The organism is Campylobacter sp. 2352 PW (genome assembly GCF_024723575.1).
Classification (GTDB): domain Bacteria; phylum Campylobacterota; class Campylobacteria; order Campylobacterales; family Campylobacteraceae; genus Campylobacter_D.
This window is the reverse complement of sequence record NZ_JANQCX010000002.1, coordinates 1-22282: the sequence shown is the minus strand read 5'-3', so window position 1 is coordinate 22282 and position 22282 is coordinate 1. Positions and strand designations below refer to the sequence as shown.

Here is a 22282-nt window from a genome sequence, read left to right as displayed (position 1 = left end):
ATGCGCATGCGTTTGGTGATGGGATTTATAGCTTGTTTTTTCTTGCTTTTGCTTGCTAGGGTGTATTATATAAGTATTAAATCTAATGTTTATTATGAAGAAATAGCTAAACAAAATGCCATTAAAACGCAATTTTTAGCACCTGTTAGAGGGCAAATTTTAGATATAAAGGGTAGACCCTTAGCGGTAAATAAATTAGGTTTTTCGATCTCTATAAAGCCATATTTGCATATAAAAAAGAAAAACAGAGCTCTTTTAGAACAAGAATTGCAAGCTATAGTAGGAGCCTTTCCGGATTTAAATGCTACTAAGCTCAAAAGAACTTATATAAAAGCAGATTCTTATTATAACCAAGATTATATAGAAGTGGTTCCATTTATAGAATATGATGCGATGATTAAGCATTTTACTAAGCTTAATTTGCGCGAAAACATGCAAGTTAAATCTACTACTCAAAGATTTTATCCTTATGATGCTTTAGCTAGCCATGTTATAGGTTATGTTGGAAAAGCAAATTTAAATGATATGAATGAAAATGAAATTGCAAGATTAACTAGCTATGTAGGGCGTAGTGGCATAGAGCGTTCTTATAATGATATTTTACAAGGTCAAAAGGGTGAAAAGGTTAGCAAGGTAAATGCATTAAATAAAGAAATAGAAGAACTTTCTTATAAAAAACCTACTTCAAGTAATATCACTTTAAGCATAGATCTTGATTTGCAAGAATACTTAGCTAGTATTTTTGAAAATTTAGCAGGTGCAGCTATAGTAATGGATGTAAAAAGCGGAGCTATTTTAGCAGCGGGTAGTTTTCCTGAGTATAATCTTAATCCATTTGTTACGGGTATTAGCCAAGAAGAATGGGATAAACTTTCTAATGATTTAAACCATCCTTTTACTAATAAACTTATTAACGGTCTTTATCCTCCAGGTTCAGTTATAAAAATGGGTACAGCTTTGGCCTTTTTAGATAGTGGAAAAGTAAGTGAAAATCATAAATATTTGTGTGATTCTAACTTTGAGCTTGGTGGTAGAAAATTTAGATGTTGGAAGGCTATAGGTCATGGTTATGTAGATATGACAGATGCTATTAGGGAAAGTTGTGATGTATATTTTTATAAAGGTGCTTTAGAGGTTGGTATTGATACTATTAGTTCTGTTTTTGAAAGAATAGGTTTTGGTGCAAAAACAGGAGTGGATTTGCCTAATGAGTTTATAGGAACAGTACCTAATAGAATATGGAAAAAAGAAAAATACAACCAACCATGGTATCAAGGTGAAACTTTAAATACAAGCATAGGACAAGGTGATTTTCTTGCTACTCCTATGCAAGTGGCTAAATTTACAGCTATGATTGCTACGGCTAAAAATATCACACCGCATTTTTTACATAGCGTTGATGATAATGTTACTAAGATAAATTTTGATAATAATGAAAGTGTTTTTACGACTTTTGAACTATTAAAACTTCCACTTTTAAGGCGTGCTATGTATGAAGTTGCTAATGAAGACGGTGGAACTACGGCAAGATTTTTAAGAAATTCACCTATTACCATAGCAGCTAAAACAGGAACAGCTCAAGTAGTTGGAATTTCTCAAAGTGAAAAAAAGCGTATTAAAGAAGAGGATTTAGAATACTTTTTAAGATCTCATGCTTGGATTACTTCTTATGCACCTTATGAAAAACCACAATATGTAGTAGTGGTTTTAATCGAACATGGAAAAAGTGGTAGTAGTACAGGAGGGCCTATACTGGCAAAAATTTATCAAAAACTTATAGATTTGGGCTATATTGATAAAAAATATATCAAGAAAAAGACTAAATAATTAGCATTCCATCGCCATATGAGTAAAAACGATAGTTATTTTCTATGGCTTCATGGTAAAGCTCTAAGGTTTTTTCTCTATCTATAAATGCTGCCACAAGCATAATTAAAGTTGATTTTGGTAAGTGAAAATTAGTAAGTAAATAATCAAGTCTTTGCGGGGTATTTTGTGGGTGTAAAAACAAATCACAAAAACCTTCTTTTATTTTTTTTCTATAATAATATTCTATACAACGAGTAACAGTGGTACCAACGCCTAGTATTTTCTTAGAAGAATCAATCAAAGCACAAGTTTCATCATCAATATGAAAAAATTCTGAATGCATTTTATGATCACGTATATCTTCACATTCTACACCTTTAAAAGTTCCTGCACCAACGTGTAGTGTAATAGTATGGATATTATGATTTTTTTTAAGTTCATCAATCATTGCTTTATCAAAATGTAAGCTTGCAGTAGGTGCGGCAACTGCGCCTTGATTTTTAGCAAAAATGCTTTGATAGTTAATGCTATCTTGCGCTTCATCTGCTCTTTTAATATAAGGTGGCAAAGGTATATGACCTATTTTTTCTAAAATTTCAAAAACTTCATGATGACTAAGCTCTTTTTCATCATTAAAAAACTCTACTTCTCTTGTGCCATCATCATGTAATTTTTTGATTTTAGCTTTTAAAGAATTTTCAAAATATAAAATTTGCCCTTCTTTAACCTTACCCCGAATTTGCACTAAAAATTCATTATTTTTTAAAGGATGGTTGATAAAAAGTTCTATTTTACTACCACTTTCTTTGTTTCCATAAATTCTTGCTTTGATGACTTTGGTATCATTAAAGATGATTTCACAAGGTGGTAAAATTTTAGCTAAGTCCTTAAAATGCAAATGTGAAATTTGATCTTTACATCTTTCATATACTAAAAGCTTGGCATTTTCTTTGGGTAAAATAGGAAAATTTGCTATAAGTTCATTGGGTAAATCATAATCATAACTAGAAAGCAAAAGATCTTTATCAATCATTTTCATCATCTTCTTTTTGACTAGGATTAACTTTTTTAGCTATATAAATAGAAATTCCATAAAGCCCGCATAAAGGAACAGCCATTAAAAATTGTGATATAACATCAGGTGGTGTCATCATAGCTGAAAAAACAAAAATCACTAAAACTGAAACTCTAAAATGTTTTTTCAAAAAAGTATCATCAATCAGTCCAAGTTTAGCAAAGAAAAAGGTTATTACAGGCATTTCAAAAGCTAAACCAAAAGCGATTACTAATTTAGTAAAAAAGCCTACATATAAACCTATACTAATTAAAGGCTTAAAATCTTGGGTTTGCACCCCAAAATCAATCAAAAATTTAAAAGCCAAAGGTATAACTATATAATAACAAAATAAAGCACCAAGTGCAAACATAATACTAGCAAAGCTTACAAAAGGTACTACTAATCTTTTTTCATTATCATAAAGTCCAGGTGCTACAAATTTCCAAAACTGCCAAAAAATAACTGGCAAAGAAATCAAAAAAGCTGTAAAAAACGAAACCTTCATCGCAGTAAACAAAGGCTCTTGTAACTCAACAAAGGTCATTTGTCTTGAAATTTCAGGTAAGGCCGCTTCAACAGGCGCTTTTAGTATATCTATGATATAGTTATTAAAACTAAAACATACAAAAAACATCACAACAACACAAGCAACACTTATAAATAATCTTTTTCTAAGTTCTACTAAATGCGGTTTTAATTCTTCAAACATTCTTAGCTTTCCATTTTCTGAGTATTTTTTTCATCTTTTTGAATTTTTTCTTCAAGATTAGAAAGTTCTTGTATATCTTTTTCTAAATCATTAATTTCACTTTTTAATTCTTTGGTATTATTTAAAATATCTTCTTTGAGTTGATCAAATTCTTCAAAACTTAGTTTTTTTCTGATATTTTCATTAGTTTGTGAAAATTCATCTTTGTATTTTTGTGCTTCATCTTTTAATTCTGCTATTTTTAGTTCTTTATTAATACTTGCTTTTGCTTCATCGATATTACTTTTAATGGCTTTTAAAATTTTTGCAATTTCGACTATAGTTGAAGGTAATTTTTCAGGCCCAAGCACTAAAATAGCTACAACTAAAATAACTAAAATTTCACCAAAACTCATTATTTTATCTTCTTTCATTTGAATATATGGTTTACATTTTACATAAAAATACTTAAAAATATTATTACTTTTATCATATTAATATATAAAGATATCTTGATATATTAATATATTTTTGTTATATTGAATTAAAAATAAAAAAGGAAAAGCATGGAGAAATTAGTTTTTATTTTAAAAGATTTTCTTATTTTATTTATAGAAATATCTGTTTTGTTTATTTTAGTTAGTATGCTTATTGCTTATTTAAATGAGCGCTATGCCAAATTTTTTAATGAGCATTTAAAGAAAGATTCTTTTGCAAGCTATATAAAAGCCATACTTTTGGGTTGTTTAACTCCATTTTGCTCATGTTCAAGCATACCGCTTTTAAACGCATTTTTAAAAGCTAAAGTCCCACTTGGGGTATGCATAGCTTATTTAATCACCTCGCCTTTAATTAATCCTATTATAGTAGTGATGTTTATGGTGAGTTTTGGCTTAAAAATATCTTTATTTTATGTGGGATTTTTATTTTGTGTGATTTTATTTATTGCTTTTTGTGTTTCTAAAATAAACACTCAAGGATTTTTTAATGAAGACTTTTTAAAAAATGATTTAGAGCAAAAGTCATGTTGTTCTAATAATACTTTTCAAAGCTCATGTTGTCAAAAACCTAGCTTGGTTTTTGCTAAAAATTCTAAAACAAGTAAAATTTTAAATTTTAAAAACAAAGCTAAAGAAAGTAAAATCAAAATATTATTTTCACAAAGTTTTAAAGAGTATAAAAAAATTTTACCTTATATTGTTATAGGTATGGCTATAGGGGCTGTTATACATGGTGCTTTTCCACAAGATTTTTTCCAAAATTATATGAAAAATTATGGAGTTTTGGGCGTATTTATAGCAGCTTTTATAGGAGTTTTACTTTATATGAATTGTACAGCTATGATACCTATAGCACTAGCTTTAACTACCAGTGGAATTCCACTTGGTATAATGATGAGTTTTTTAATAGCAGGAGCAGGGTGTTCTTTGCCTGAGCTTATTTTGCTTAAAAGAATTTTCAAAACAAGCTTTTTGATTTTATTTGCAAGTATGATTGTTGCTATTGCGATTAGTTTTGGTCTTTTAATGTTTTTTATATAAGGATTTTTATGCAAGAGTTTTTAAAAATAACAAGTGCGGTTAATGATGAAAGCAGGATTTTGATCCTAGCTTTCTTACAAAAATACGGAAAGCTTTGTGTGTGTGATTTGCAAAGCTCTTTAAATATGAGTCAATCAAGACTTTCAAGACATTTAAAAATTTTAAAAGAAGCTAATTTTTTAGAAGTAGATAGACAAGGTGTTTGGGCGTATTATGGAGTAAAAGAAAATTTAAATAATTTTTGTAATGATATATTAAAAAACATCAATGAACTTTCCATAAAGCTTCCTGAGCTTAAAAGGTTTTCTTGTGAATGCGCTAACGCTAGGTAAGTTACCTAGCAAGCTATTTTTTGTGTGAGAATTGATGAGGGTGTTTGCCTTTGATGTGAATAATTTTCCCATCTTGTATATCATAAGCTTTGCCAAATCCTTTTACAAAGCGTCCATTGTGAAAGTTAAGTTTAATCAAATGAAAATCAAGCATAGTTCTAATCATCTTCACTGCTTTATCATCTTTTGTTTGTTTTTCAAACTCATCATATTTTTTGTCAAATTCTGTATCTCTTTCAAGAATGGATGCGCTTGCTTTATAGCGTAGTCTTTTTCTTAGAGCGACTGAACTCGCTTTGCATTCATCTTCTAAAAACATTACTTCAATGTTGTTTGGGTTTGTTTTGATATTATGAAAATGCTCACTGATTTGACTAATGTAAATGTAATTTTCAGATTGAAATCTAAAAAATGGAGCATAAGAGCAAGTGGTTTCACCATTTTCAGTGAGTGTTGCTAAAATGATGGAATTGTATTGTGCGATAAATTCATCAATCTCTTGATGAATGTTTTCTAAACCATCGTTTTTTGCATTCACGCAAAGCTCGATGATGATATCTTTAATGGTGTTTATATCAGCTTTTGTTGGAAAATTAATGCGTAGTGTTTGATCATCATTGTAGATTATATCTAGCCCTTCAAAGTCCACACTCTGAAGTATAGCTTTTTCGATTTTCTTGGAGTCAGAAAATTTTTTGCATAAGTCTATAAGGTTGGATTGATGGTGTGAGTTCATATGCTCTATGATAGTACTAAAATTCATTGAATAGTATCCTTTTTATAAAATTTTGAAAAACAATATCAATTATCAAATTAAATTTATCTTAAACCGCTTATTATTTTATCTTTTTTTAAATTAAATGAGAGTATATTTCTCTTTTTTTAATAATGATATAAATTATCATTATTATATAGTAATCACTAAGGAGTATATATAATGAATTCTACAAGTAGGATTATTTCATTTTCTTTTTATGCAGTATTATTTTTAAATCATGCATGGGCTAATGCATTAAATACAAAAGATGAAAAAGTGTATTTAGATGAACTTGTAGTTTCTGCGAGTGGATTTGAGCAAGATGCGGATAAGAATTTGAGAAATGTTATTGTTGTAGATGGTTCTTTTTTAAAGAAAAAAGGTTTTAGCTCTATAGAGCAAGTGTTAGAGAGTATACCTGAAATCAATTTTGTTAATTTTGGATTAGGTCGTAATGTTGATATGAGAGGACAAGGAAATAAATCTAATATTGCTGTTAAGGTAATGCTAGATGGTCGCCAAATTAATATGCTTGATAATTCCCATGGTGTTACTCCTTTAAATGGTATTAATATAAACAATATTGAACGTATAGAAATCATACCGGGTGGAGGGTCAATTTTATATGGAAATGGCACAAGAGGTGGTGTGATCAATATTATAAGCAAAAAGCAAAAACAAGATCATTTTTCTATTTTTGGTCAAACACAATCTTACCAAAATGTTATCGATGGAGGTAATTTCGGTTTTAATTTAAATAAGGTTTTACGTGATGATGTGGCTTTGTCTTTGAGTGCTCAAAAATTTGACAAAAATGGCTTTCAAGAAGGCTATAATGAAAAAGGCTTTCATCTTAATACAGGCATAATGAGTGATCTTGATGAAAATAGTAATATTGCATTAAATTATAATCATTTTAAAAGTACAAATAAAAATAGCGGCTATTTAACCAAAGCACAAATTGAAAGTAACCCTAGACAAAAAGGCGCTTCAGAGAATATCACACAAACTAATAGATCTGAATTAAGCTTAGATTATAATTACTACCTTGGTGATGCTTGGGAATTTCGCTTAGGGAGTTTTTGGCAAGATCAAAAAATCGTTTACGATAAAGATGTGATTATGATGAAAGGCATTAAAGCTTACCAAGATGGAAGTGGATTTAATGACATGACTTTAGGGTTTAATTTTAAAGCAAAATACAATTACAATGAGAATTCTTACTTGGTAAGCGGGTATGATTTTTTAAATCATGATGCTAAGCGAACAAGCTTATTAAAATATAGTGTTTTTCCTATCATACCTTATCATCATATGCAAACTATTATGGATATGAACAAGCAAAGCCATTCGATTTTTGTTTTAAACTCTCATCAATTTAATGATATTTTTGTTTTATCTAGTGGTATTCGATACGAATGGAACCAATATACCACGCATAGAAGCTATAAAAATCAAATGCAAATTAATACTCCAAATCACCCCATAATTATAGATGAGTTGAGTCTTTTTGACACAAAAAAACACAGTGATAATATTGCTTTTGAGCTTACTCCTACTTTTGTGTATTCTGATACGGGTTTGGCGTATTTTAAATACGAAAAGGGTTTTATATCTCCAAGCCCAGCACAATTTGTAAATAAAGACAACAAAAGTAAGAAGTATTATTCTACGGATTTAAATTCTGAAATTTTTCATACCTTTGAATTGGGTATTAATGATGTATTGTGGGATTTTCACGCTTTTAGAGCAAGTGTTTTTTACACCCAAAGTAAAGATGAGATAGCTTATCTTGGCAACCCGCATGCTACATCAGGATCATGGTGGAAATACTACAATATAGATGAGACTAGACGACTTGGTGTTGAAATGAATTTAAGTCAAAAACTACTTGGAGAAACTTTGATCTTAAAACAAGGTGTAGCTTACATCGATGCAAGTATATCTAAAGGGGTTAATGATGGCTTAAGAATTCCTTATGTTTCTAATGTTAATTTATATGCGGGATTAGATTATTACTGGAGTGCAAATTTTAATACTTTTGTTGACTTAAATTATCATTCTAGAGCTAAAGATGGTGGTATGATAGATGAGAAAACGGGAAAAATGTATCAAAATGAATGGATCAAAGACTACACTTTAGTAGATATTGGAGCAAGTTATAATTATAAAAATTTGCAAATTGCTGCAGGGATAAGAAATGTATTTGATAAAAAATACTACACCTATCAAGATAGTATAAATGATCAGTACCTACCAGGAAATGGAAGAAGTTATTATACGGAGTTTAAGTATGTGTTCTAAAAACACTTTAATTTACTCCATGTTTGTTTTGGCTTATTTTGTGGTTATTGTAATGGCGTTATGCTTAGGTGAAGAAAATATCAACCCTGTGCAGTTGTATGAGTATGTTTTTATACATAATGACACTTTAAATCAAATGATCATAGATGCTCGTTTAAGTAGAGTAGTTATGGCTATTTTGATTGGAATGTTATTATCAAGTAGTGGAGCTATTACTCAAAATGTATTTTTAAACCCCATAGCAGATCCTTATATCATAGGTATTGCTTCAGCGGCTACTTTTGGGGCTATTGTTGCTTATTTATTGGGCTTTGAAGATTATTATTATGGAATTTTTGCCTTTATTTGTTCGAGTATTTTTTCTTTTTTTGTTTTTAAAATTGCTTCTAAAACTTCCATTAGCACATTGTTGATTATTGGTATTGCTACATCATCTTTTTTAGGAGCTTTTACTTCATTTTTTACTTATGTTATTGGAGAAGACTCTTTTAAGGTTGTAGCTTGGTTGATGGGAAATATTGGCTTAAGTTCTTGGTATCATGTGCAAATTCTTATCTTGCCTTTGCTTTTAAGTTTATTGTATTTTTATATCAATAAAAATGCCTTAAATATTTTACTAAGCGGAGATGAAGAGGCTAAAAATTTAGGAGTTGATGCATATAGTTTAAGGATAAAACTTTTGATCGTTTCTTCATTAGCTGTATCTTTTGCTGTGGCTTTTACGGGGATTATAGCTTTTGTTGGTTTGATTATACCGCATATTGTGAGATTGATTTTTAAAACCTATGATAATGCTATTGTGATCCCATATTCTGTTGTTCTTGGTGGTATTTTTTTGCTCATTAGTGATATTATAGCAAAGACTTTACTTTCTCCTGTTCAAATACCCATAGGCATTATTACTGCTTTGTTTGGTTCGCCTATATTTTTATATTTAGCTTTGAAGTCAAAAAAAGGATTTTGAAAAATGATTAAAATTCATAATTTGTATTTTTCATATGATCATAAAGCATTACTTGAAAATATCAATATCAGTCTAAAACATCAAACATTCTTAGGTATTTTAGGTCCAAATGGGTCTGGAAAAAGTACTTTATTAAAGTTACTATTGAAAGATTTAATGCCAAATCAAGGTGAAATTGTTTTATTAGGCGAAAATATGAATCATATTAACACAAAAGACATATCACGTCTAATAGGACTAGTACCACAAAAATCTAAACTCCAAGCTCCTTTAAAGGTTGTAGATGTTTTGCTAATGGGAAAATATAACGCACTAAAGCATTCTTTTTCGAGTTATACTCATGAAGATATAAAAGAAGTGAAAAATTACGCAAAAACACTACAATGCGAACATTTGTTGCATAGAAATATCTTATCTTTAAGTGGGGGAGAATTCCAAAAAATCCTCCTTATAAGGGCTTTATTAAAAAATCCAAAAATACTTTTCCTAGATGAGCCTACTTCAGCTTTAGATTTAAAATACTCTATAGAAATTTTAAAATTTTGCGAGCAACTTATCCATAAAAAAAATATCTCTATTGTGGCTATTTTGCATGATTTAAATTTAGCTTCGATTTTTTGTGATCAATTGGTATTTTTAAAAGATGGAAAGGTTCGGTATTTTGACAGTACACATAAGCTTTTTACTCCTGAAATTTTATATGAAATTTATGGGTTAAAATGCGAAGTGATTTATAAAAATGCAAGACCATATGTTTTAGCTTTAAAGGAATAAAATGAAAAAAATCTTATTGTTAATAAGTATTGTGATTAGTTTTGTGTATTCTAAAGAGCGTTTAGTGGTGTTAGATCCTGCTAGTGTTGAGACCATATTTATGCTTGATGGAGCAGATGAGATTGTTGGTATTGCTAAGTTGCAATATTCTAGTATTTATCCAGAAGAAAAGACTAAAAATATCCCAAGTGTAGGTACTTTTTCTAACCCTTCAGTGGAAAAAATTGTTTCCCTGCGACCAAGTTTAGTTGTTTTGAGTGAATATTCTTTCAATCTAAAACCCATATTAGATCAGTTTAAAATCAAAAGCATTGCATTACAATCAAAAAATTTAGAGGATATCAAAGAAAATATTCTCATCTTAGCAAAGCTTATTCATAAAGAGGAGCAGGGGCAAAAACTTTTGGAGTATTTTCAAAATGAACTTAAACAACTTCAAGAACAAGCTAAAAATAAAAATGTTATATATTTATATTCAGCTCAACCTTTGATGGCTTTTAATGATAATTCTTTGATTGCAGATATTTTAAGATTACTGGGTTTTTCTAATGTTAGTCCTAAAAGTAAGGTTTCAAGACCCATTCTTTCTCAAGAGCATATCTTAAAGCAAAATCCTGATATGATCATACTTGGAATGGGTGCAAACAAACAAAGCTTATTGAATTATTCTTTATTAAAATCCACTAAGGCTTGGAAGCAAAATTGTATCATTATAAATGATCATACCCATGAATTGTTAAGATTAAGTCCAAAAATACTTGATAGAATTAAAAAATTTAAAACATTACTTTCTAAGTGCTAATATACAAAGCTAGTTCATCGCTTAAAAGGTAGTTGGTGTTATAAAAAATTCCATTTTTATAAACTAGCTTTCCTTTTTTACTAAGAAATATTGCTTTTTCTTTTTCTAAAGGTTCTAGCTTTGTTTCATCCACTCCTATAATACTTCTAAGTCCTAAGAAAATATGCTCTAAGCGTAAATCTTTTGAATTTAAATTTTCAATCTCTCTAAAACAAGGATTTGTTATATAATCTTTTAAACTTTTTTTAGTATAAAATCTTTGATTTTTTAAAAATCCCACCGCACTTAAACCACAACCTATATAGTCTTTTCCTTGCCAGTATGCAAGATTGTGTTTGCAAATTTGTCCAAAATTGCTGATTTCATATTGTTTATAGCCAAGGATTTCAATTGCTTTAATAAAATGCTTTGCAAGGCGCGGTGCATTTTTTTTAAAATGAAATTTTTTAGCAAATCTTGTCTTTTCTTCTATGGTTAGATTATAAGCACTTACATGGCTAATATCAAGCAGAGTAAGTTTGGAAATTTCATAATCAAGCATTTTTTTATCATCAAGTTTTGTATCGTAAATTAAGTCTAGATTGATATTATCAAATCCTGCTTTTTTTGCATTTTCTATACTAGTAAAAATACTTTTTTGATCATGAATACGCCCAAGAAATTGTAGTTTTTTTTCATGAAAACTTTGCGCTCCAAAAGAAATACGATTAAAACCTAAATTTTTTATCTCTTTAAGCCAAGAAAAATTACTCGAGTTGGGGTTTGCTTCTATACTAATTTCACTATCTTTTTGTAAATAACTTTGTATAAAAATAAATATTTTTTCATAAAAACTAGCATCCATTAAACTAGGCGTTCCACCACCTATAAAAACAGTCTTTATGGAATTTTTATCAAGCTTGAAAAAATTTAGTTGATATTTTATATCTTGCATTAAAGCATTTAAATAATCTTTTTCAAAGTCCTTTTTTTTAAGTGAAGTAAAAGAACAATAAAAACACTTGCTTTCACAAAATGGTATATGTATGTATAAATGCATAAAACTTCTTTAAAATGTGATTATAAATTCGTATTTTTTTGTTAGAATTATATTATTAAAAAGTCAAGGATAAGAAAATCATGGAAAAAGAAAAAAAATATAGGCCAAATGTAGCTGCTATAGTACTATCATCAGCTTATCCTTTTGAATGTAAAATTTTACTTGCTAAACGCAATGATATGGAAGATATATGGCAATTTCCTCAAGGTGGTATAGATGAAGGAGAGGATGTTAAAAGTGCGTTGTTTAGAGAATTAAAAGAAGAAATAGGCACAGATGAGGTTGAAATTTTAGCTGAATATCCTGAGTGGATTAATTATGATTTTCCAGCTAAGGTTGCACAAAAAATGTATCCTTATGATGGTCAAAGCCAAAAATATTTTTTGGTTAGATTGAAAAATAAAGCTATCATTAATCTAAACACTAAAAATCCTGAATTTGATGCTTATAAATTTGCTTCATTAGAAGATGTTTATGATATGATTAACCATTTTAAAAAACCTATATATATTAAGGTTTTAAAATATTTTAAAGAAAGGGGGTATATTTAATGCTGATCGTACAAAAATATGGGGGAACAAGCGTAGGAACGCTTGAGCGTATTGATGAAGTTGCTAAAAGAGTGGCAAAAAGTAAAAAAACTTGCGATAAGTTAGTTGTTGTAGTTTCTGCGATGAGTGGAGTGACTAATGAGCTTATCGATTTTGCACACCATTTTAGTAAAAACCCTTCAGGCCGTGAAATGGATATGCTTTTAAGTAGTGGTGAGCGCGTAACTTCATCTTTGCTTGCTATTGCATTAAATGAAATGGGTTTAAAAGCCACTGCATTTTCCGGACGCAATGCAGGGATTATTACAGATGATGTTTATACTAAAGCAAGAATTGAACACATTGATACTACAAATATTAACAAAGCTTTAGATGAAGGATATATTGTAGTAGTTGCTGGCTTTCAAGGTATTGACAAAATGGGTAATGTTACTACTTTGGGTCGTGGTGGAAGTGACTTAAGTGCAGTTGCGTTAGCGGGAGCTTTAAATGCTGATTTATGTGAGATTTATACTGATGTAGATGGGGTATATACTACCGATCCTAGAATTGAACCAAAGGCTAAAAAGCTAGATAAAATTTCTTATGAAGAAATGCTAGAGCTTGCAAGTTTGGGAGCTAAAGTTTTACAAAACCGATCTGTAGAGCTTGCTAAAAAATTAAATGTGAAATTAGTTACTAGAAGTAGCTTTAATGAAAATGAAGGGACGATTATTACTAAGGAGGAAAATATGGAACAGGCTTTGGTTAGCGGTATAGCACTAGATAAAAACCAAGCAAGGGTTACTTTAAGAAATATTGATGATAAACCAGGTATTGCTGCTGAAATTTTTGGAACTTTAGCAAATGAAAATATCAATGTAGATATGATTATCCAAAATGTAGGTGTAGATGGAGCTACAAATTTAGGCTTTACTGTGCCTGAAAACGAGCTTGATTTAGCAACTAATGCTATGAAAAAAGTTTTAGGTGCTAATGCTAATATAGAAACAGATAGTGCTGTGGTAAAAGTTTCAGTTGTGGGTGTGGGTATGAAATCACATTCTGGAGTAGCTTCAGCAGCTTTTAAAGCTCTAGCAAATGAAAATATCAACATACAAATGATTTCTACAAGTGAAATTAAAATTTCAGTTATCGTGCATGAAAAATACGGCGAATTGGCTGTAAGAGTATTGCATGAAGTTTATAAACTAGATATATAAATGAGCAATAGTTTTTTAAAATTTACCCTAGAACAAATCCGAGAAAATGGTACTTATACAAGTTGGTTAGAAGAAAGGCGTCTTGAATGGTCGCCTTTGATCGCTTCTAAGTTAGCTTTGCTTTTGCAAGGTTATACTTTTATTGTGATTACTGATGATCAAAGAACGTGGTTTGAAGAGTATTTTTTAAGTCAAATTAACGCTAGTTCCACAAGACCTTTAGTGCCTTTTGTGTCTTTAAAAGGAATTTATAATAAAGCTTGTAATACCCAAGAAGATATAGATTTGCTTAATGATCTTTTGAGTATTTCTTTTCCTAACGGTTATGCTTTTTTTTATATAGGAACTAATACAGGGTTTAAATTTAAAATCGCTAATTCTAAAGCAGAAAGTATGCTTTGGCTTTTTGATGAGCAATTGCAAAATAGCTTTTATCTTTCCTCGCATGATAAAGAATTAGACTATAAACTTATTTCTTTATATAAAGTATTTGAACAAAGCTTAGAGGCTGTACTTTTTTCTAAGGTAGAAATTTGAATCTAAGAAATAAAATCATTATTCATAATGATTTTGAACTAATGCAAGAAAAACTCACAGAAGAATATGGAGCAAAAAATCTTAAATTTTTCATACCTAAAAATCCTGACTTAGAATTAAGAATAAATGACTTAACCTATGATAAAAACGCTCAAGCAACCGCAAAAGCTATTATGAAAGAAAGCTATGTGGCTGAAGCACAAGCTAAAATCATTGTTATACTAGCTAGATCTTTTCGTGAAGAAGCGCAAAATTTTTTACTAAAGCTTTTTGAAGAGCCACCAAAAAATGTATATTTTATCATCGTAGCTCCTTCAAAAAATGTTTTTTTACCTACTATACTTTCAAGATTTATCGTAGAAAAGCATAAAATTCAAAAAGAAAAGATGTCTTTAAATTTGGATCTTAAAAAAATAGATCTTGCTCAAATTGCTTCATTATTAAAACAATATGAAAATATAGACAAGCATGAGTGTTTAGAGCTAATTAGTGCTTTAAGCCATGAGTGCTTTAAACAAGATATAAAATTAAACGATGAAGAAATCGAATTTTTCTACAAAGCTTATGAGTTAGCTAAATTAAATGCAAAGCCAACTATTTTACTAAGTACCATAGCTTTAATTTTACACGAGAGAAAAAATGAAAATCATTAAAATCAATCCTAACACAGACTTTGAACAAATTTCTAAATATATAAAACCACACAAAGCGGGTGAGAAAATTATGAGTGAAAAAACTCAAATTCATTTTTTTCTTATTAAAGAGTTAAGAGCGCCTGCTGCAAATATACTCAAGCAAGATGCACTAAGAGTTGGAGCTGAGCTTGTAACACATAAAGAAGTTATACTAGGTAAAGAACATACTAATGCCTTGCTTATGGTAACGCAAGATCAAGCCAAAAAGCTTATAGAAAAAGAAAAATTACAAGATTTTAAGCTTAAAAATTTAGCACTATTTTTAAAATCTAACTTCACTAAACCAAAATATGCAAAAATTATGGGTGTGATGAATATCAATGAAGATAGTTTTAATGCTCAAAGTAGGGTTAAAGAAAATGAAGTTTTAGAAAAAATCGAACTTATGATCTCTCAAGGGGCTGATTATATAGATATAGGTGCAGTTTCTTCAAGACCTGGTAGTGTGTATTGTGGGAAAGAAGAAGAGTTTAAGCGCTTAAAAAATACCCTAGATTTAATCTATAAAGAAAAACTTTATGAAAAATGTATTTTTAGTTTAGATAGCTTTGATGAGTATTGTTTAGAATATGCTTTAAATAAAGGCTTTAAACTTATTAATGATATCACCGGTTTTAAAAATGAAAATTTAGCCAAACTAGCTTTAAAATACAAAGCCACTTACACACTCATGCATATACAAAATACCCCACAAAATATGCAAGATAACCCGCATTATGAAGATGTATTAGCTGAGCTTGATGATTTTTTTGCGCAAAAGCTAGAAAGACTAAGTGAGCTTGGTTTAGAAGATGTGATTTTAGATGTTGGTGTTGGTTTTGGTAAAAGTCCTTGGCATAATATGATGTTAATCAAGCATTTAGAGCATTTTTTACGCTTTAAAAAAGAACTTTTAATCGGAGCTAGTAGGAAAAGTATGATAAATGCTTATTTTAACTCAAGTGTTGAGCAAAGACTAGCGGGTACGCTTTATTTACATTTAGAAGCTTTCAAAAATGGAGCAAGTATTATAAGAGTACATGATGTGTATGAACATAAGCAAATGTTTGAACTTGCAAAAGCTATGGATGAACTTTCTTTGGAGTAATGATGACTTATCAAGAGTATTTAGAAAAGGTAAAATTAGCAAAAGAATGGATGAGGGCTTATTATGAAGATGATGAGCCTTTAGCAAGCGATGAAGAATACGATAAACTTATAAGAGAGTTAAAAGCGTTTGAAACGCTTCATCAAGAAAAGATTTCTAAAGATTCTCCTACGCAAAATATCGCCCCAACTATACAAAGTGAATTTCACAAACTTGCGCATAGTGCAAAAATGTGGTCTATGGAAGATGTCTTTGATGAAGCTGAGCTTAGAGCTTGGGCAAAAAGAGCTAAATGTGAGTTTGATTTTTTCATAGAGCCTAAATTTGATGGAGCGAGTTTAAATCTTACTTATGAAAATGGCATTTTAATCAGCGGTGCTACAAGGGGTGATGGAGAAGTAGGCGAGGATATTACTTTAAATATAAAAGAAATATCAAATATACCTCAAAAAATTCCTTATAAAGACAAGATAGAAATTCGTGGCGAGGTAGTGATTTTAAAAGAAGATTTTGAAAAAATCAATGAAAAAAGAGCCAAAGATGGCTTGAGCTTATTTGCAAACCCACGCAACGCAGCAAGTGGCTCTTTAAGACAGCTTGATACAAGCATTACAAAAGAAAGAAATTTAAAATTTTATCCTTGGGGAGTGGGGGAGAATTCTTTAGAATTTAGCAAGCACTCTGAAGTGATGGGGTTTGTAAGAAGTCTTGGTTTTTTAAAAGATGATTTTGTTTTTTGTGTGAAAACTTTAGATGAGGTTTTGGAAAAATACCACGAGCTTTTAGAAAAAAGAGATCAAAAGCCTATGATGATGGATGGTATGGTTGTAAGGGTTGATGATTTAGCTCATTGTAAGCTTTTGGGTTATACAGTGAAATTTCCAAAATTTATGGCTGCGTTTAAATTTCCTGCTTTGGAAAAAACCACAACTTTGCTTGGGGTTAATTTGCAAGTTGGAAGAAGCGGAGTGATCACTCCTGTGGCAGTGCTAGAACCTGTAAATTTAGATGGGGTTGTAGTAAAGTCTGCAACCTTGCATAATTTTGATGAGATAGCTAGACTTGGAGTGATGATAGGCGATAGTGTAAGTGTGATAAGAAGTGGCGATGTTATACCTAAAATCACTAAAGTTTTTACCCAAAGGCGTGATGGTTTAGAAAGTAAGATTACTAAACCAACTCTTTGTCCTGAGTGTTTTAGTGAGCTTTTAGATGAGGGTGCTTTTTTAAAATGCCAAAACTTAGACTGCAAGGCAAGACTTGTAAATTCCATTATACATTTTGTATCTAAAAAGTGTTTAAATATAGACGGCCTTGGAGAAAATATCGTCGAGCTTTTGTTTAAAGAAGGAAAAATCACTAATATAGAAAGCATATTTTTCTTAAAATACAGCGATTTTGAAGGCTTAGAAGGCTTTAAAGAGAAAAAAATCAATAATCTTTTAAACGCCATTGAAAATGCAAAAAAATGCTCTTTATCAAGGTTTATCACTGCTTTGGGTATAGAGCATATTGGAGAAGTGGCAGCTAAAAAGCTAGCACAATCTTTTGGCTTTGAATGGTTTATGCAAAGCTATGAAGCTTATGCAAATTTAGAAGGCTTTGGCGAGCAAATGGCTAAAAGCTTAGAAGAATTTACCCATGTCAATGCAAATCGCATTAAACATTTTTACGAAATTTTGCATTTAGAAGATGAGAAAAAAGAGCTTATTATAAATGAAAATATTTCTAATAAAACCTTTGTTATCACAGGCACTTTAAGCAAATCACGCGATCATTTTAAAGAACTAATCGAAAGCTTTGGAGCGAAAGTAAGCTCTAGTGTGTCTAAAAAAACTGACTTTGTATTATATGGAAGCGAAGCAGGCTCAAAGCTTGAAAAGGCTCAAAGCTTAGGGGTTAGATGTATTAATGAAGCTGAACTTAATGCTCTTTTAGGCGGTGCTGATGAGGTTTGATGTTTTTGTAAGTACAAAATTAAACATTTCTCGCAACAAATCTTGCGAGCTTATAGAAAACAAGCAAATTTTACTCAATGGCGAGTTTAAAAAAACCTCTTTTAAAATCACATCTTTAAATCCTTTAGAAGATGAGAGTTTAAAACTCACGCTTTTAGAAGAGCTTTTTGTAAGTAGAGCTGCTTTTAAGCTTAAACATTTTTTACAAGAGCATGCATTAACTATAAAAGATAAAATTTGTTTAGATATAGGTTCATCAACCGGAGGTTTTGTGCAAATTCTACATCAAAATAAGGCTAAACACATCACAGCTTTAGATGTAGGCTCTAACCAACTTCATAAGAGCTTAAGAAATTTAGAAAATATCCAAATTTGTGAAAACACCGATTTGCGTGAGTTTAAAAGTGAAATTTTATATGATGTTATCACTTGTGATGTAAGTTTTATCTCTTTAACACATTTGATTTTTCATATAGATAAGCTTGCTAAAGATCTTATCATCTTGCTTTTTAAGCCTCAATTTGAAGTAGGTAAAAATGCTAAACGTGATAAAAACGGAGTGGTAAAAGATATAAAAGCTATTAAAACTGCTAAAGAGAGCTTTGAAAAAGCTTGTGCAAAGTTTGGTTGGATCTTGCAAGCAAGTCAAGAGTCACACTTAAAAGGAAAAGAAGGTAATGTTGAGTTTTTCTACGCCTATAGAAAAAACTAAAATCACAAATTTAGCTATAGGGCATTTTGATGGCATGCATTTAGGACATTTTGAGCTTTTTAAGCATTTAGATGAAAATGGAGCCTTGTTTATCATCACTAAAGAGGAAAAAGAAGCCCTAACGCCTAAGGATTTTAGAGTAAATTTGGTTGATTTTCCTTTGATTTTTTGTGATTTTGAAAAAATAAAAAATTACAAAGGCGAGGATTTTTTAAAGCTTTTAAAGCAAGAATTTCCCAAACTAGAAAAAATCATCGTAGGTTATGATTTTAAATTTGGTAAAGAAAGAAAATGTAGCGCCAAAGATATACAAAGCCTTTGTGGTATAAACACTATCATTGTAGATGAGTTTAAAATTCAAAACAAAAGCGTTCATACAAGTATGATTAAAACCTTACTTAAAGAAGCAAAAGTTAAAGAAGCTAAAAATTTCCTAGGTAGGTTTTATACTATACAGGCAAATATCATCAAAGGGCAAGGCATAGGTGCTAAAGAGCTTTTTGCAACTTTAAATTTATGCGTCAAAGACTTCTTTTTACCTAAAGATGGTGTATATGCGACTTTGGTAAAGATTGAAAATAAAAGTTATCATAGTGTAAGTTTTATAGGTATAAGATCTACTGATGAAAATTTTGCTTTAGAAACGCATATTTTAGATGAAAATTTCACAAACACAAATACAAAATCAGTGGAGTTAAGCTTTATTGACTATATAAGAGCTAATGAGAAATTCAATGATTTAGCCTTATTAAAAATACAAATTGGTAAAGATATTAACAAAGCAAAAGAAATTTTAGGAAAATTAAATGAAAGATGAAATTTTTAAAAAACCCTTAGAAAAACAATTTGAATTTGATAAAAGTGTAGCAAGCGTTTTTGATGATATGGTGTCAAGGTCCGTGCCTTTTTATACGCAAAATTTAAAACTCATAGTCGAACTCATAGATCATTTTACACCGCAAAATGCAAGAATTTGTGATCTTGGTTGTTCTACGGCTAGTTTATTGCTTGCACTTTATGAAAAAAGAAAAGATTTCCTTTTAAGTGGGGTTGATGAGGCTAATGCTATGCTAGAGATTGCTAAAAGTAAATGCCAAGCCTTTGGAGCTAGGGTGGAATTTCATCAAAAAAATTTAGATGATTTTGAGTTTTTTAAAAATGATGTTTTTATAGCTACTTATACTTTACAGTTTATCCGCCCACCTAAAAGACAAGAGTTAGTTGATAAAATCTATCAAAACCTAAATGAAAATGGTATGTTTGTGTTTAGTGAAAAAATTCTATATGAAGATGTAAAAATAGCTAAAAAAATGATACAAATTTATGAGCAATATAAACTAGAGCAAGGTTATAGCAAGCTAGAAATTTCAAGCAAACGAGAAGCCTTAGAAAATATCCTCATACCTTATACTCAAAATGAAAACATAGCCATGCTTAAAAAAGCAGGATTTTCTAAAGTAGAAAGTGTTTTTAAATGGGTAAATTTTGAAACTTTCATAGCTTTTAAATAAAATATTTTCAATATAAAAGTTAAAAATATTAGCTTAAAAATTATATTTATAATTATAAATATATTACAAATTAATTTTTATACTATTGCAAACATTTATAATTTATTATATAATTTGGTTATTTTGTTATACTTATTTATGTTTATTTTTTGGTTGTATTTTTTATTAAAAAAAGGGCTTTTATGATTAAATGGTCGAAAGAATATAGCGTGCATAATAAAACCATTGATGAGCAGCATAAAGTTTTATTTGATATAGCCAAAAAGGCTTATCTTATAGCAGAAAATCATGCGAGTATTAGTGAAATCAAGAGTGTTTTGATTGAGCTTTTTGAGTATATTAAAACTCATTTTAAAGATGAGGAAGCTCATATGCAAAATATTGCTTATCCTGGATTAGAGCAACATAGAAAAATCCATCAAGAAATTACAACTTCATTAATCTCTTTAGTGAAAAACATTAAAACTGTAAATGATTTCAAAGAAAAACTTAATGTAATTACAGAAAAATGGCTTGTAGAACATATATTAAAAGAAGATATGAAATATTATAGATATGAAAAACAAAAACAACAAAAAACCGATGAGGTAGATTTTAATAAGGATGAAAATTTAACTGTAGAGCATTTTGTTGAAGAAACACCAAAATATGTTGTTTATATTTGTGGTTGTGCAAATGAAAAGCATAAAATCCCTCATCGTGTTCATTTACAAATTCTTAATGGTGTAAAATATAACTGCAAAGTTTGTAAAAAAAATATTCGCATTGCTTAGGATGTCTTATGGAAGCATTTCCAATATGGAATGAAAAATTCAGCATTGAAAATGCAGATATTGATTTGCAACATCAAACTCTTTTTGCTTTAGCAGAAAAAACCGCTAATCTTTTAAATAGACATATTTATAAAGCAGAAGTCAAGGAATTATTGGGTGACTTTTTTGATTATATGCGAACCCATTTTAAAGATGAAGAAGATTATATGTATTCTATAAATTATCCGTATTTATCAGAACACAAAGCAATGCATAAGAAAATTATCAAAGACATGAGTGTATTGCTTAGTGAATGTTCTAGTACAAATGATCTTAAAGAAAAGCTATATAAGATAGTTTCAGTATGGCTTTTAGAACATATAGTAGAACATGACATGAGAATTAGTAAATTTAAAAAAAGTTTAGATAAAAAAGATTTAAATCAAAAACAAGTGCAAGAGAGCAGTGATAAATTTGAGTATATTTGCGCTTGTAAGGATATGATTCATAAACTTGATTATGGAGTGCATATTAAAATAAAATATTTAAATATAGCTTATAAGTGTAAAAAATGCTCCAAAGAATTAGTTTTTAATTATATAGAATAATTTTTCCAATATTAAATATAAAAATTATAAAATAAAAATTTATAATTTAGATAATTTTTATTCATAAAATTATTATTAAGAATAATTTTATGAATAAAATATTAATATTACGCTCATTATCAAAATATACATAAAACAGCTATATCCATTTTTTATATCAATTTTACGAAAGGGTTTTTTAATGAATAAAAATTTATCTAAAAAATGTTTTATGGGTGGGGGGTAGTAGCACTTTATTAAAACTCTATTTTATCACTATCATCTCTTTAAGCTCCCTACAAGCAGCCACCCAGGCAAATTATGATAAAGCTTCTAATGCTTATGTTATTAAAGAGCATAAATTTAATAATAATGATGTATATGATTATAATCTTGATACCTATAAATTTATCAACGGTGTGAATTATTATGGACAATTTTCTACTAATAAAAATATTTCGGATACTACTTTGATTTATGATAATCCTAAAAATAAGGATTATTTTAGGTTAAATTTAAAAGAATCACAACAAGACATACTCACTCCAAGTATTAAAGAAGATATTTTTGTAGTTAATGGCTTTCATAGTACTAATTTATCTAATACCACATTACATCAAACT

The 22282-nt window shown here is 29.5% G+C and carries 23 protein-coding genes and 1 pseudogene; 19 read left to right on the top strand and 5 right to left on the bottom strand.

The genetic code is table 11. The features are described 5' to 3' along the window. Entirely contained in the window at positions 1–1827 is a 1827-nt protein-coding gene (mrdA, locus tag CAMP5121_RS01295) for a penicillin-binding protein 2 (RefSeq protein WP_337214582.1), read from the top strand. Here the strand turns inward: mrdA and queA are convergent. The 3 genes from queA to tatB are packed head-to-tail and all read right to left on the bottom strand — an operon-like array spanning position 1820 to position 3970. Further along, positions 1820–2848: a tRNA preQ1(34) S-adenosylmethionine ribosyltransferase-isomerase QueA gene (gene queA / locus CAMP5121_RS01290; protein ID WP_337214581.1), complete on the bottom strand. Its 1029-nt coding sequence runs from the start codon at positions 2846–2848 to the stop codon at positions 1820–1822. The two genes, mrdA and queA, sit on opposite strands and share 8 nt — an antisense overlap. Beyond that, positions 2835–3575, bottom strand: coding sequence for a twin-arginine translocase subunit TatC (gene tatC, locus CAMP5121_RS01285; protein ID WP_039628251.1), 741 nt, complete (start codon positions 3573–3575; stop codon positions 2835–2837). The genes queA and tatC overlap by 14 nt, the downstream gene beginning before the upstream one ends. 2 nt (positions 3576–3577) lie before the next feature. Continuing rightward, complete coding sequence (gene tatB, locus CAMP5121_RS01280; protein WP_039618091.1) at positions 3578–3970, bottom strand: Sec-independent protein translocase protein TatB; 393 nt, start codon at positions 3968–3970, stop codon at positions 3578–3580. Positions 3971–4120: 150 nt separating this feature from the next. Here tatB and CAMP5121_RS01275 point away from each other — a divergent pair, with 150 nt between their 5' ends. Continuing rightward, positions 4121–5095 carry a permease gene (locus CAMP5121_RS01275; protein WP_337214580.1) on the top strand — a complete coding sequence of 325 codons (975 nt, stop codon included), beginning with the start codon at positions 4121–4123 and terminating at the stop codon, positions 5093–5095. Between the two features lie 8 nt (positions 5096–5103). After that, entirely contained in the window at positions 5104–5427 is a 324-nt protein-coding gene (locus CAMP5121_RS01270) for an ArsR/SmtB family transcription factor (RefSeq protein WP_337214579.1), read from the top strand. A gap of 13 nt (positions 5428–5440) precedes the next feature. Here CAMP5121_RS01270 and CAMP5121_RS01265 read toward each other — a convergent pair whose 3' ends face one another. Next, on the bottom strand, positions 5441–6190 hold the full coding sequence (locus CAMP5121_RS01265; protein ID WP_337214578.1) for a HugZ family heme oxygenase: 750 nt from the start codon (positions 6188–6190) through the stop codon (positions 5441–5443). Between the two features lie 174 nt (positions 6191–6364). On the opposite strand from CAMP5121_RS01265, the gene CAMP5121_RS01260 reads away from it, so the two are divergent. The 4 genes from CAMP5121_RS01260 to CAMP5121_RS01245 are packed head-to-tail and all read left to right on the top strand — an operon-like array spanning position 6365 to position 11028. After that, positions 6365–8488 carry a TonB-dependent receptor gene (locus CAMP5121_RS01260; protein ID WP_337214577.1) on the top strand — a complete coding sequence of 708 codons (2124 nt, stop codon included), beginning with the start codon at positions 6365–6367 and terminating at the stop codon, positions 8486–8488. Further along, positions 8448–9452 carry a FecCD family ABC transporter permease gene (locus tag CAMP5121_RS01255; RefSeq protein WP_442863278.1) on the top strand — a complete coding sequence of 335 codons (1005 nt, stop codon included), beginning with the start codon at positions 8448–8450 and terminating at the stop codon, positions 9450–9452. The genes CAMP5121_RS01260 and CAMP5121_RS01255 overlap by 41 nt, the downstream gene beginning before the upstream one ends. 3 nt (positions 9453–9455) lie before the next feature. Then, positions 9456–10226 carry an ABC transporter ATP-binding protein gene (locus tag CAMP5121_RS01250; RefSeq protein ID WP_337214576.1) on the top strand — a complete coding sequence of 257 codons (771 nt, stop codon included), beginning with the start codon at positions 9456–9458 and terminating at the stop codon, positions 10224–10226. Position 10227: 1 nt separating this feature from the next. Beyond that, a complete protein-coding gene (locus tag CAMP5121_RS01245; protein WP_263683149.1) occupies positions 10228–11028 on the top strand; it encodes an ABC transporter substrate-binding protein in 801 nt (266 codons plus the stop codon). On the opposite strand, the gene hemW is transcribed toward CAMP5121_RS01245, so the two are convergent. Next, complete coding sequence (gene hemW, locus CAMP5121_RS01240) at positions 11018–12067, bottom strand: radical SAM family heme chaperone HemW (RefSeq protein ID WP_337214575.1); 1050 nt, start codon at positions 12065–12067, stop codon at positions 11018–11020. The two genes, CAMP5121_RS01245 and hemW, sit on opposite strands and share 11 nt — an antisense overlap. Before the next feature lie 80 nt (positions 12068–12147). On the opposite strand from hemW, the gene CAMP5121_RS01235 reads away from it, so the two are divergent. The 12 genes and pseudogenes from CAMP5121_RS01235 to CAMP5121_RS01180 form a co-directional block, all read left to right on the top strand. Continuing rightward, entirely contained in the window at positions 12148–12618 is a 471-nt protein-coding gene (locus CAMP5121_RS01235; RefSeq protein ID WP_337214574.1) for an RNA pyrophosphohydrolase, read from the top strand. Continuing rightward, positions 12618–13820 carry an aspartate kinase gene (locus CAMP5121_RS01230; RefSeq protein ID WP_337214573.1) on the top strand — a complete coding sequence of 401 codons (1203 nt, stop codon included), beginning with the start codon at positions 12618–12620 and terminating at the stop codon, positions 13818–13820. Before CAMP5121_RS01235 ends, CAMP5121_RS01230 begins: the two co-directional genes overlap by 1 nt. Continuing rightward, entirely contained in the window at positions 13821–14357 is a 537-nt protein-coding gene (locus tag CAMP5121_RS01225) for a HobA family DNA replication regulator (protein WP_337214572.1), read from the top strand. It begins immediately after the preceding gene. Between the two features lie 41 nt (positions 14358–14398). After that, positions 14399–15010 carry a DNA polymerase III subunit delta' gene (locus tag CAMP5121_RS01220; protein ID WP_337214654.1) on the top strand — a complete coding sequence of 204 codons (612 nt, stop codon included), beginning with the start codon at positions 14399–14401 and terminating at the stop codon, positions 15008–15010. Next, positions 14997–16139, top strand: a complete 1143-nt coding sequence (folP, locus tag CAMP5121_RS01215) for a dihydropteroate synthase (protein WP_337214571.1) — start codon at positions 14997–14999, stop codon at positions 16137–16139. The genes CAMP5121_RS01220 and folP overlap by 14 nt, the downstream gene beginning before the upstream one ends. Positions 16140–16141: 2 nt before the next feature. Further along, positions 16142–18097 carry an NAD-dependent DNA ligase LigA gene (gene ligA, locus CAMP5121_RS01210; RefSeq protein WP_337214653.1) on the top strand — a complete coding sequence of 652 codons (1956 nt, stop codon included), beginning with the start codon at positions 16142–16144 and terminating at the stop codon, positions 18095–18097. Next, entirely contained in the window at positions 18087–18809 is a 723-nt protein-coding gene (gene tlyA / locus CAMP5121_RS01205; RefSeq protein WP_337214570.1) for a 23S rRNA (cytidine-2'-O)-methyltransferase TlyA, read from the top strand. The genes ligA and tlyA overlap by 11 nt, the downstream gene beginning before the upstream one ends. After that, positions 18775–19626 (top strand): bifunctional riboflavin kinase/FAD synthetase, encoded by an 852-nt coding sequence (locus CAMP5121_RS01200; protein ID WP_337214569.1) that lies wholly within the window; start codon positions 18775–18777, stop codon positions 19624–19626. Before tlyA ends, CAMP5121_RS01200 begins: the two co-directional genes overlap by 35 nt. Next, the gene (gene cmoA, locus CAMP5121_RS01195; protein WP_263679039.1) at positions 19616–20320 is read left to right on the top strand and encodes a carboxy-S-adenosyl-L-methionine synthase CmoA; all 705 of its coding nucleotides are present in this window, start codon (positions 19616–19618) and stop codon (positions 20318–20320) included. Before CAMP5121_RS01200 ends, cmoA begins: the two co-directional genes overlap by 11 nt. A gap of 182 nt (positions 20321–20502) precedes the next feature. Next, a complete protein-coding gene (locus CAMP5121_RS01190; RefSeq protein ID WP_337214568.1) occupies positions 20503–21093 on the top strand; it encodes a bacteriohemerythrin in 591 nt (196 codons plus the stop codon). A gap of 8 nt (positions 21094–21101) precedes the next feature. Continuing rightward, on the top strand, positions 21102–21680 hold the full coding sequence (locus CAMP5121_RS01185) for a bacteriohemerythrin (protein WP_263664141.1): 579 nt from the start codon (positions 21102–21104) through the stop codon (positions 21678–21680). A 215-nt stretch (positions 21681–21895) separates the two neighbouring features. Then, positions 21896–22282 (top strand): annotated as a pseudogene (locus CAMP5121_RS01180) (hypothetical protein); the annotation flags it as partial.

Coding starts and splice junctions, on each gene's coding strand:
- tlyA (WP_337214570.1), top strand. CDS start 18,087: ATGAGGTTTGATGTTTTTGTAAGTACAAAATTAAACATTTCTCGCAAC.
- folP (WP_337214571.1), top strand. CDS start 14,997: ATGAAAATCATTAAAATCAATCCTAACACAGACTTTGAACAAATTTCT.
- hemW (WP_337214575.1), bottom strand. CDS start 12,067: ATGCATTTATACATACATATACCATTTTGTGAAAGCAAGTGTTTTTAT.
- CAMP5121_RS01245 (WP_263683149.1), top strand. CDS start 10,228: ATGAAAAAAATCTTATTGTTAATAAGTATTGTGATTAGTTTTGTGTAT.
- CAMP5121_RS01255 (WP_442863278.1), top strand. CDS start 8,448: ATGGAAGAAGTTATTATACGGAGTTTAAGTATGTGTTCTAAAAACACT.
- tatB (WP_039618091.1), bottom strand. CDS start 3,970: ATGAGTTTTGGTGAAATTTTAGTTATTTTAGTTGTAGCTATTTTAGTG.
- CAMP5121_RS01200 (WP_337214569.1), top strand. CDS start 18,775: ATGTTGAGTTTTTCTACGCCTATAGAAAAAACTAAAATCACAAATTTA.
- ligA (WP_337214653.1), top strand. CDS start 16,142: ATGACTTATCAAGAGTATTTAGAAAAGGTAAAATTAGCAAAAGAATGG.
- tatC (WP_039628251.1), bottom strand. CDS start 3,575: ATGTTTGAAGAATTAAAACCGCATTTAGTAGAACTTAGAAAAAGATTA.
- CAMP5121_RS01190 (WP_337214568.1), top strand. CDS start 20,503: ATGATTAAATGGTCGAAAGAATATAGCGTGCATAATAAAACCATTGAT.
- CAMP5121_RS01235 (WP_337214574.1), top strand. CDS start 12,148: ATGGAAAAAGAAAAAAAATATAGGCCAAATGTAGCTGCTATAGTACTA.
- CAMP5121_RS01250 (WP_337214576.1), top strand. CDS start 9,456: ATGATTAAAATTCATAATTTGTATTTTTCATATGATCATAAAGCATTA.
- CAMP5121_RS01225 (WP_337214572.1), top strand. CDS start 13,821: ATGAGCAATAGTTTTTTAAAATTTACCCTAGAACAAATCCGAGAAAAT.
- CAMP5121_RS01220 (WP_337214654.1), top strand. CDS start 14,399: ATGCAAGAAAAACTCACAGAAGAATATGGAGCAAAAAATCTTAAATTT.
- CAMP5121_RS01260 (WP_337214577.1), top strand. CDS start 6,365: ATGAATTCTACAAGTAGGATTATTTCATTTTCTTTTTATGCAGTATTA.
- queA (WP_337214581.1), bottom strand. CDS start 2,848: ATGAAAATGATTGATAAAGATCTTTTGCTTTCTAGTTATGATTATGAT.
- cmoA (WP_263679039.1), top strand. CDS start 19,616: ATGAAAGATGAAATTTTTAAAAAACCCTTAGAAAAACAATTTGAATTT.
- CAMP5121_RS01265 (WP_337214578.1), bottom strand. CDS start 6,190: ATGAATTTTAGTACTATCATAGAGCATATGAACTCACACCATCAATCC.
- CAMP5121_RS01185 (WP_263664141.1), top strand. CDS start 21,102: ATGGAAGCATTTCCAATATGGAATGAAAAATTCAGCATTGAAAATGCA.
- CAMP5121_RS01270 (WP_337214579.1), top strand. CDS start 5,104: ATGCAAGAGTTTTTAAAAATAACAAGTGCGGTTAATGATGAAAGCAGG.
- CAMP5121_RS01230 (WP_337214573.1), top strand. CDS start 12,618: ATGCTGATCGTACAAAAATATGGGGGAACAAGCGTAGGAACGCTTGAG.
- CAMP5121_RS01275 (WP_337214580.1), top strand. CDS start 4,121: ATGGAGAAATTAGTTTTTATTTTAAAAGATTTTCTTATTTTATTTATA.
- mrdA (WP_337214582.1), top strand. CDS start 1: ATGCGCATGCGTTTGGTGATGGGATTTATAGCTTGTTTTTTCTTGCTT.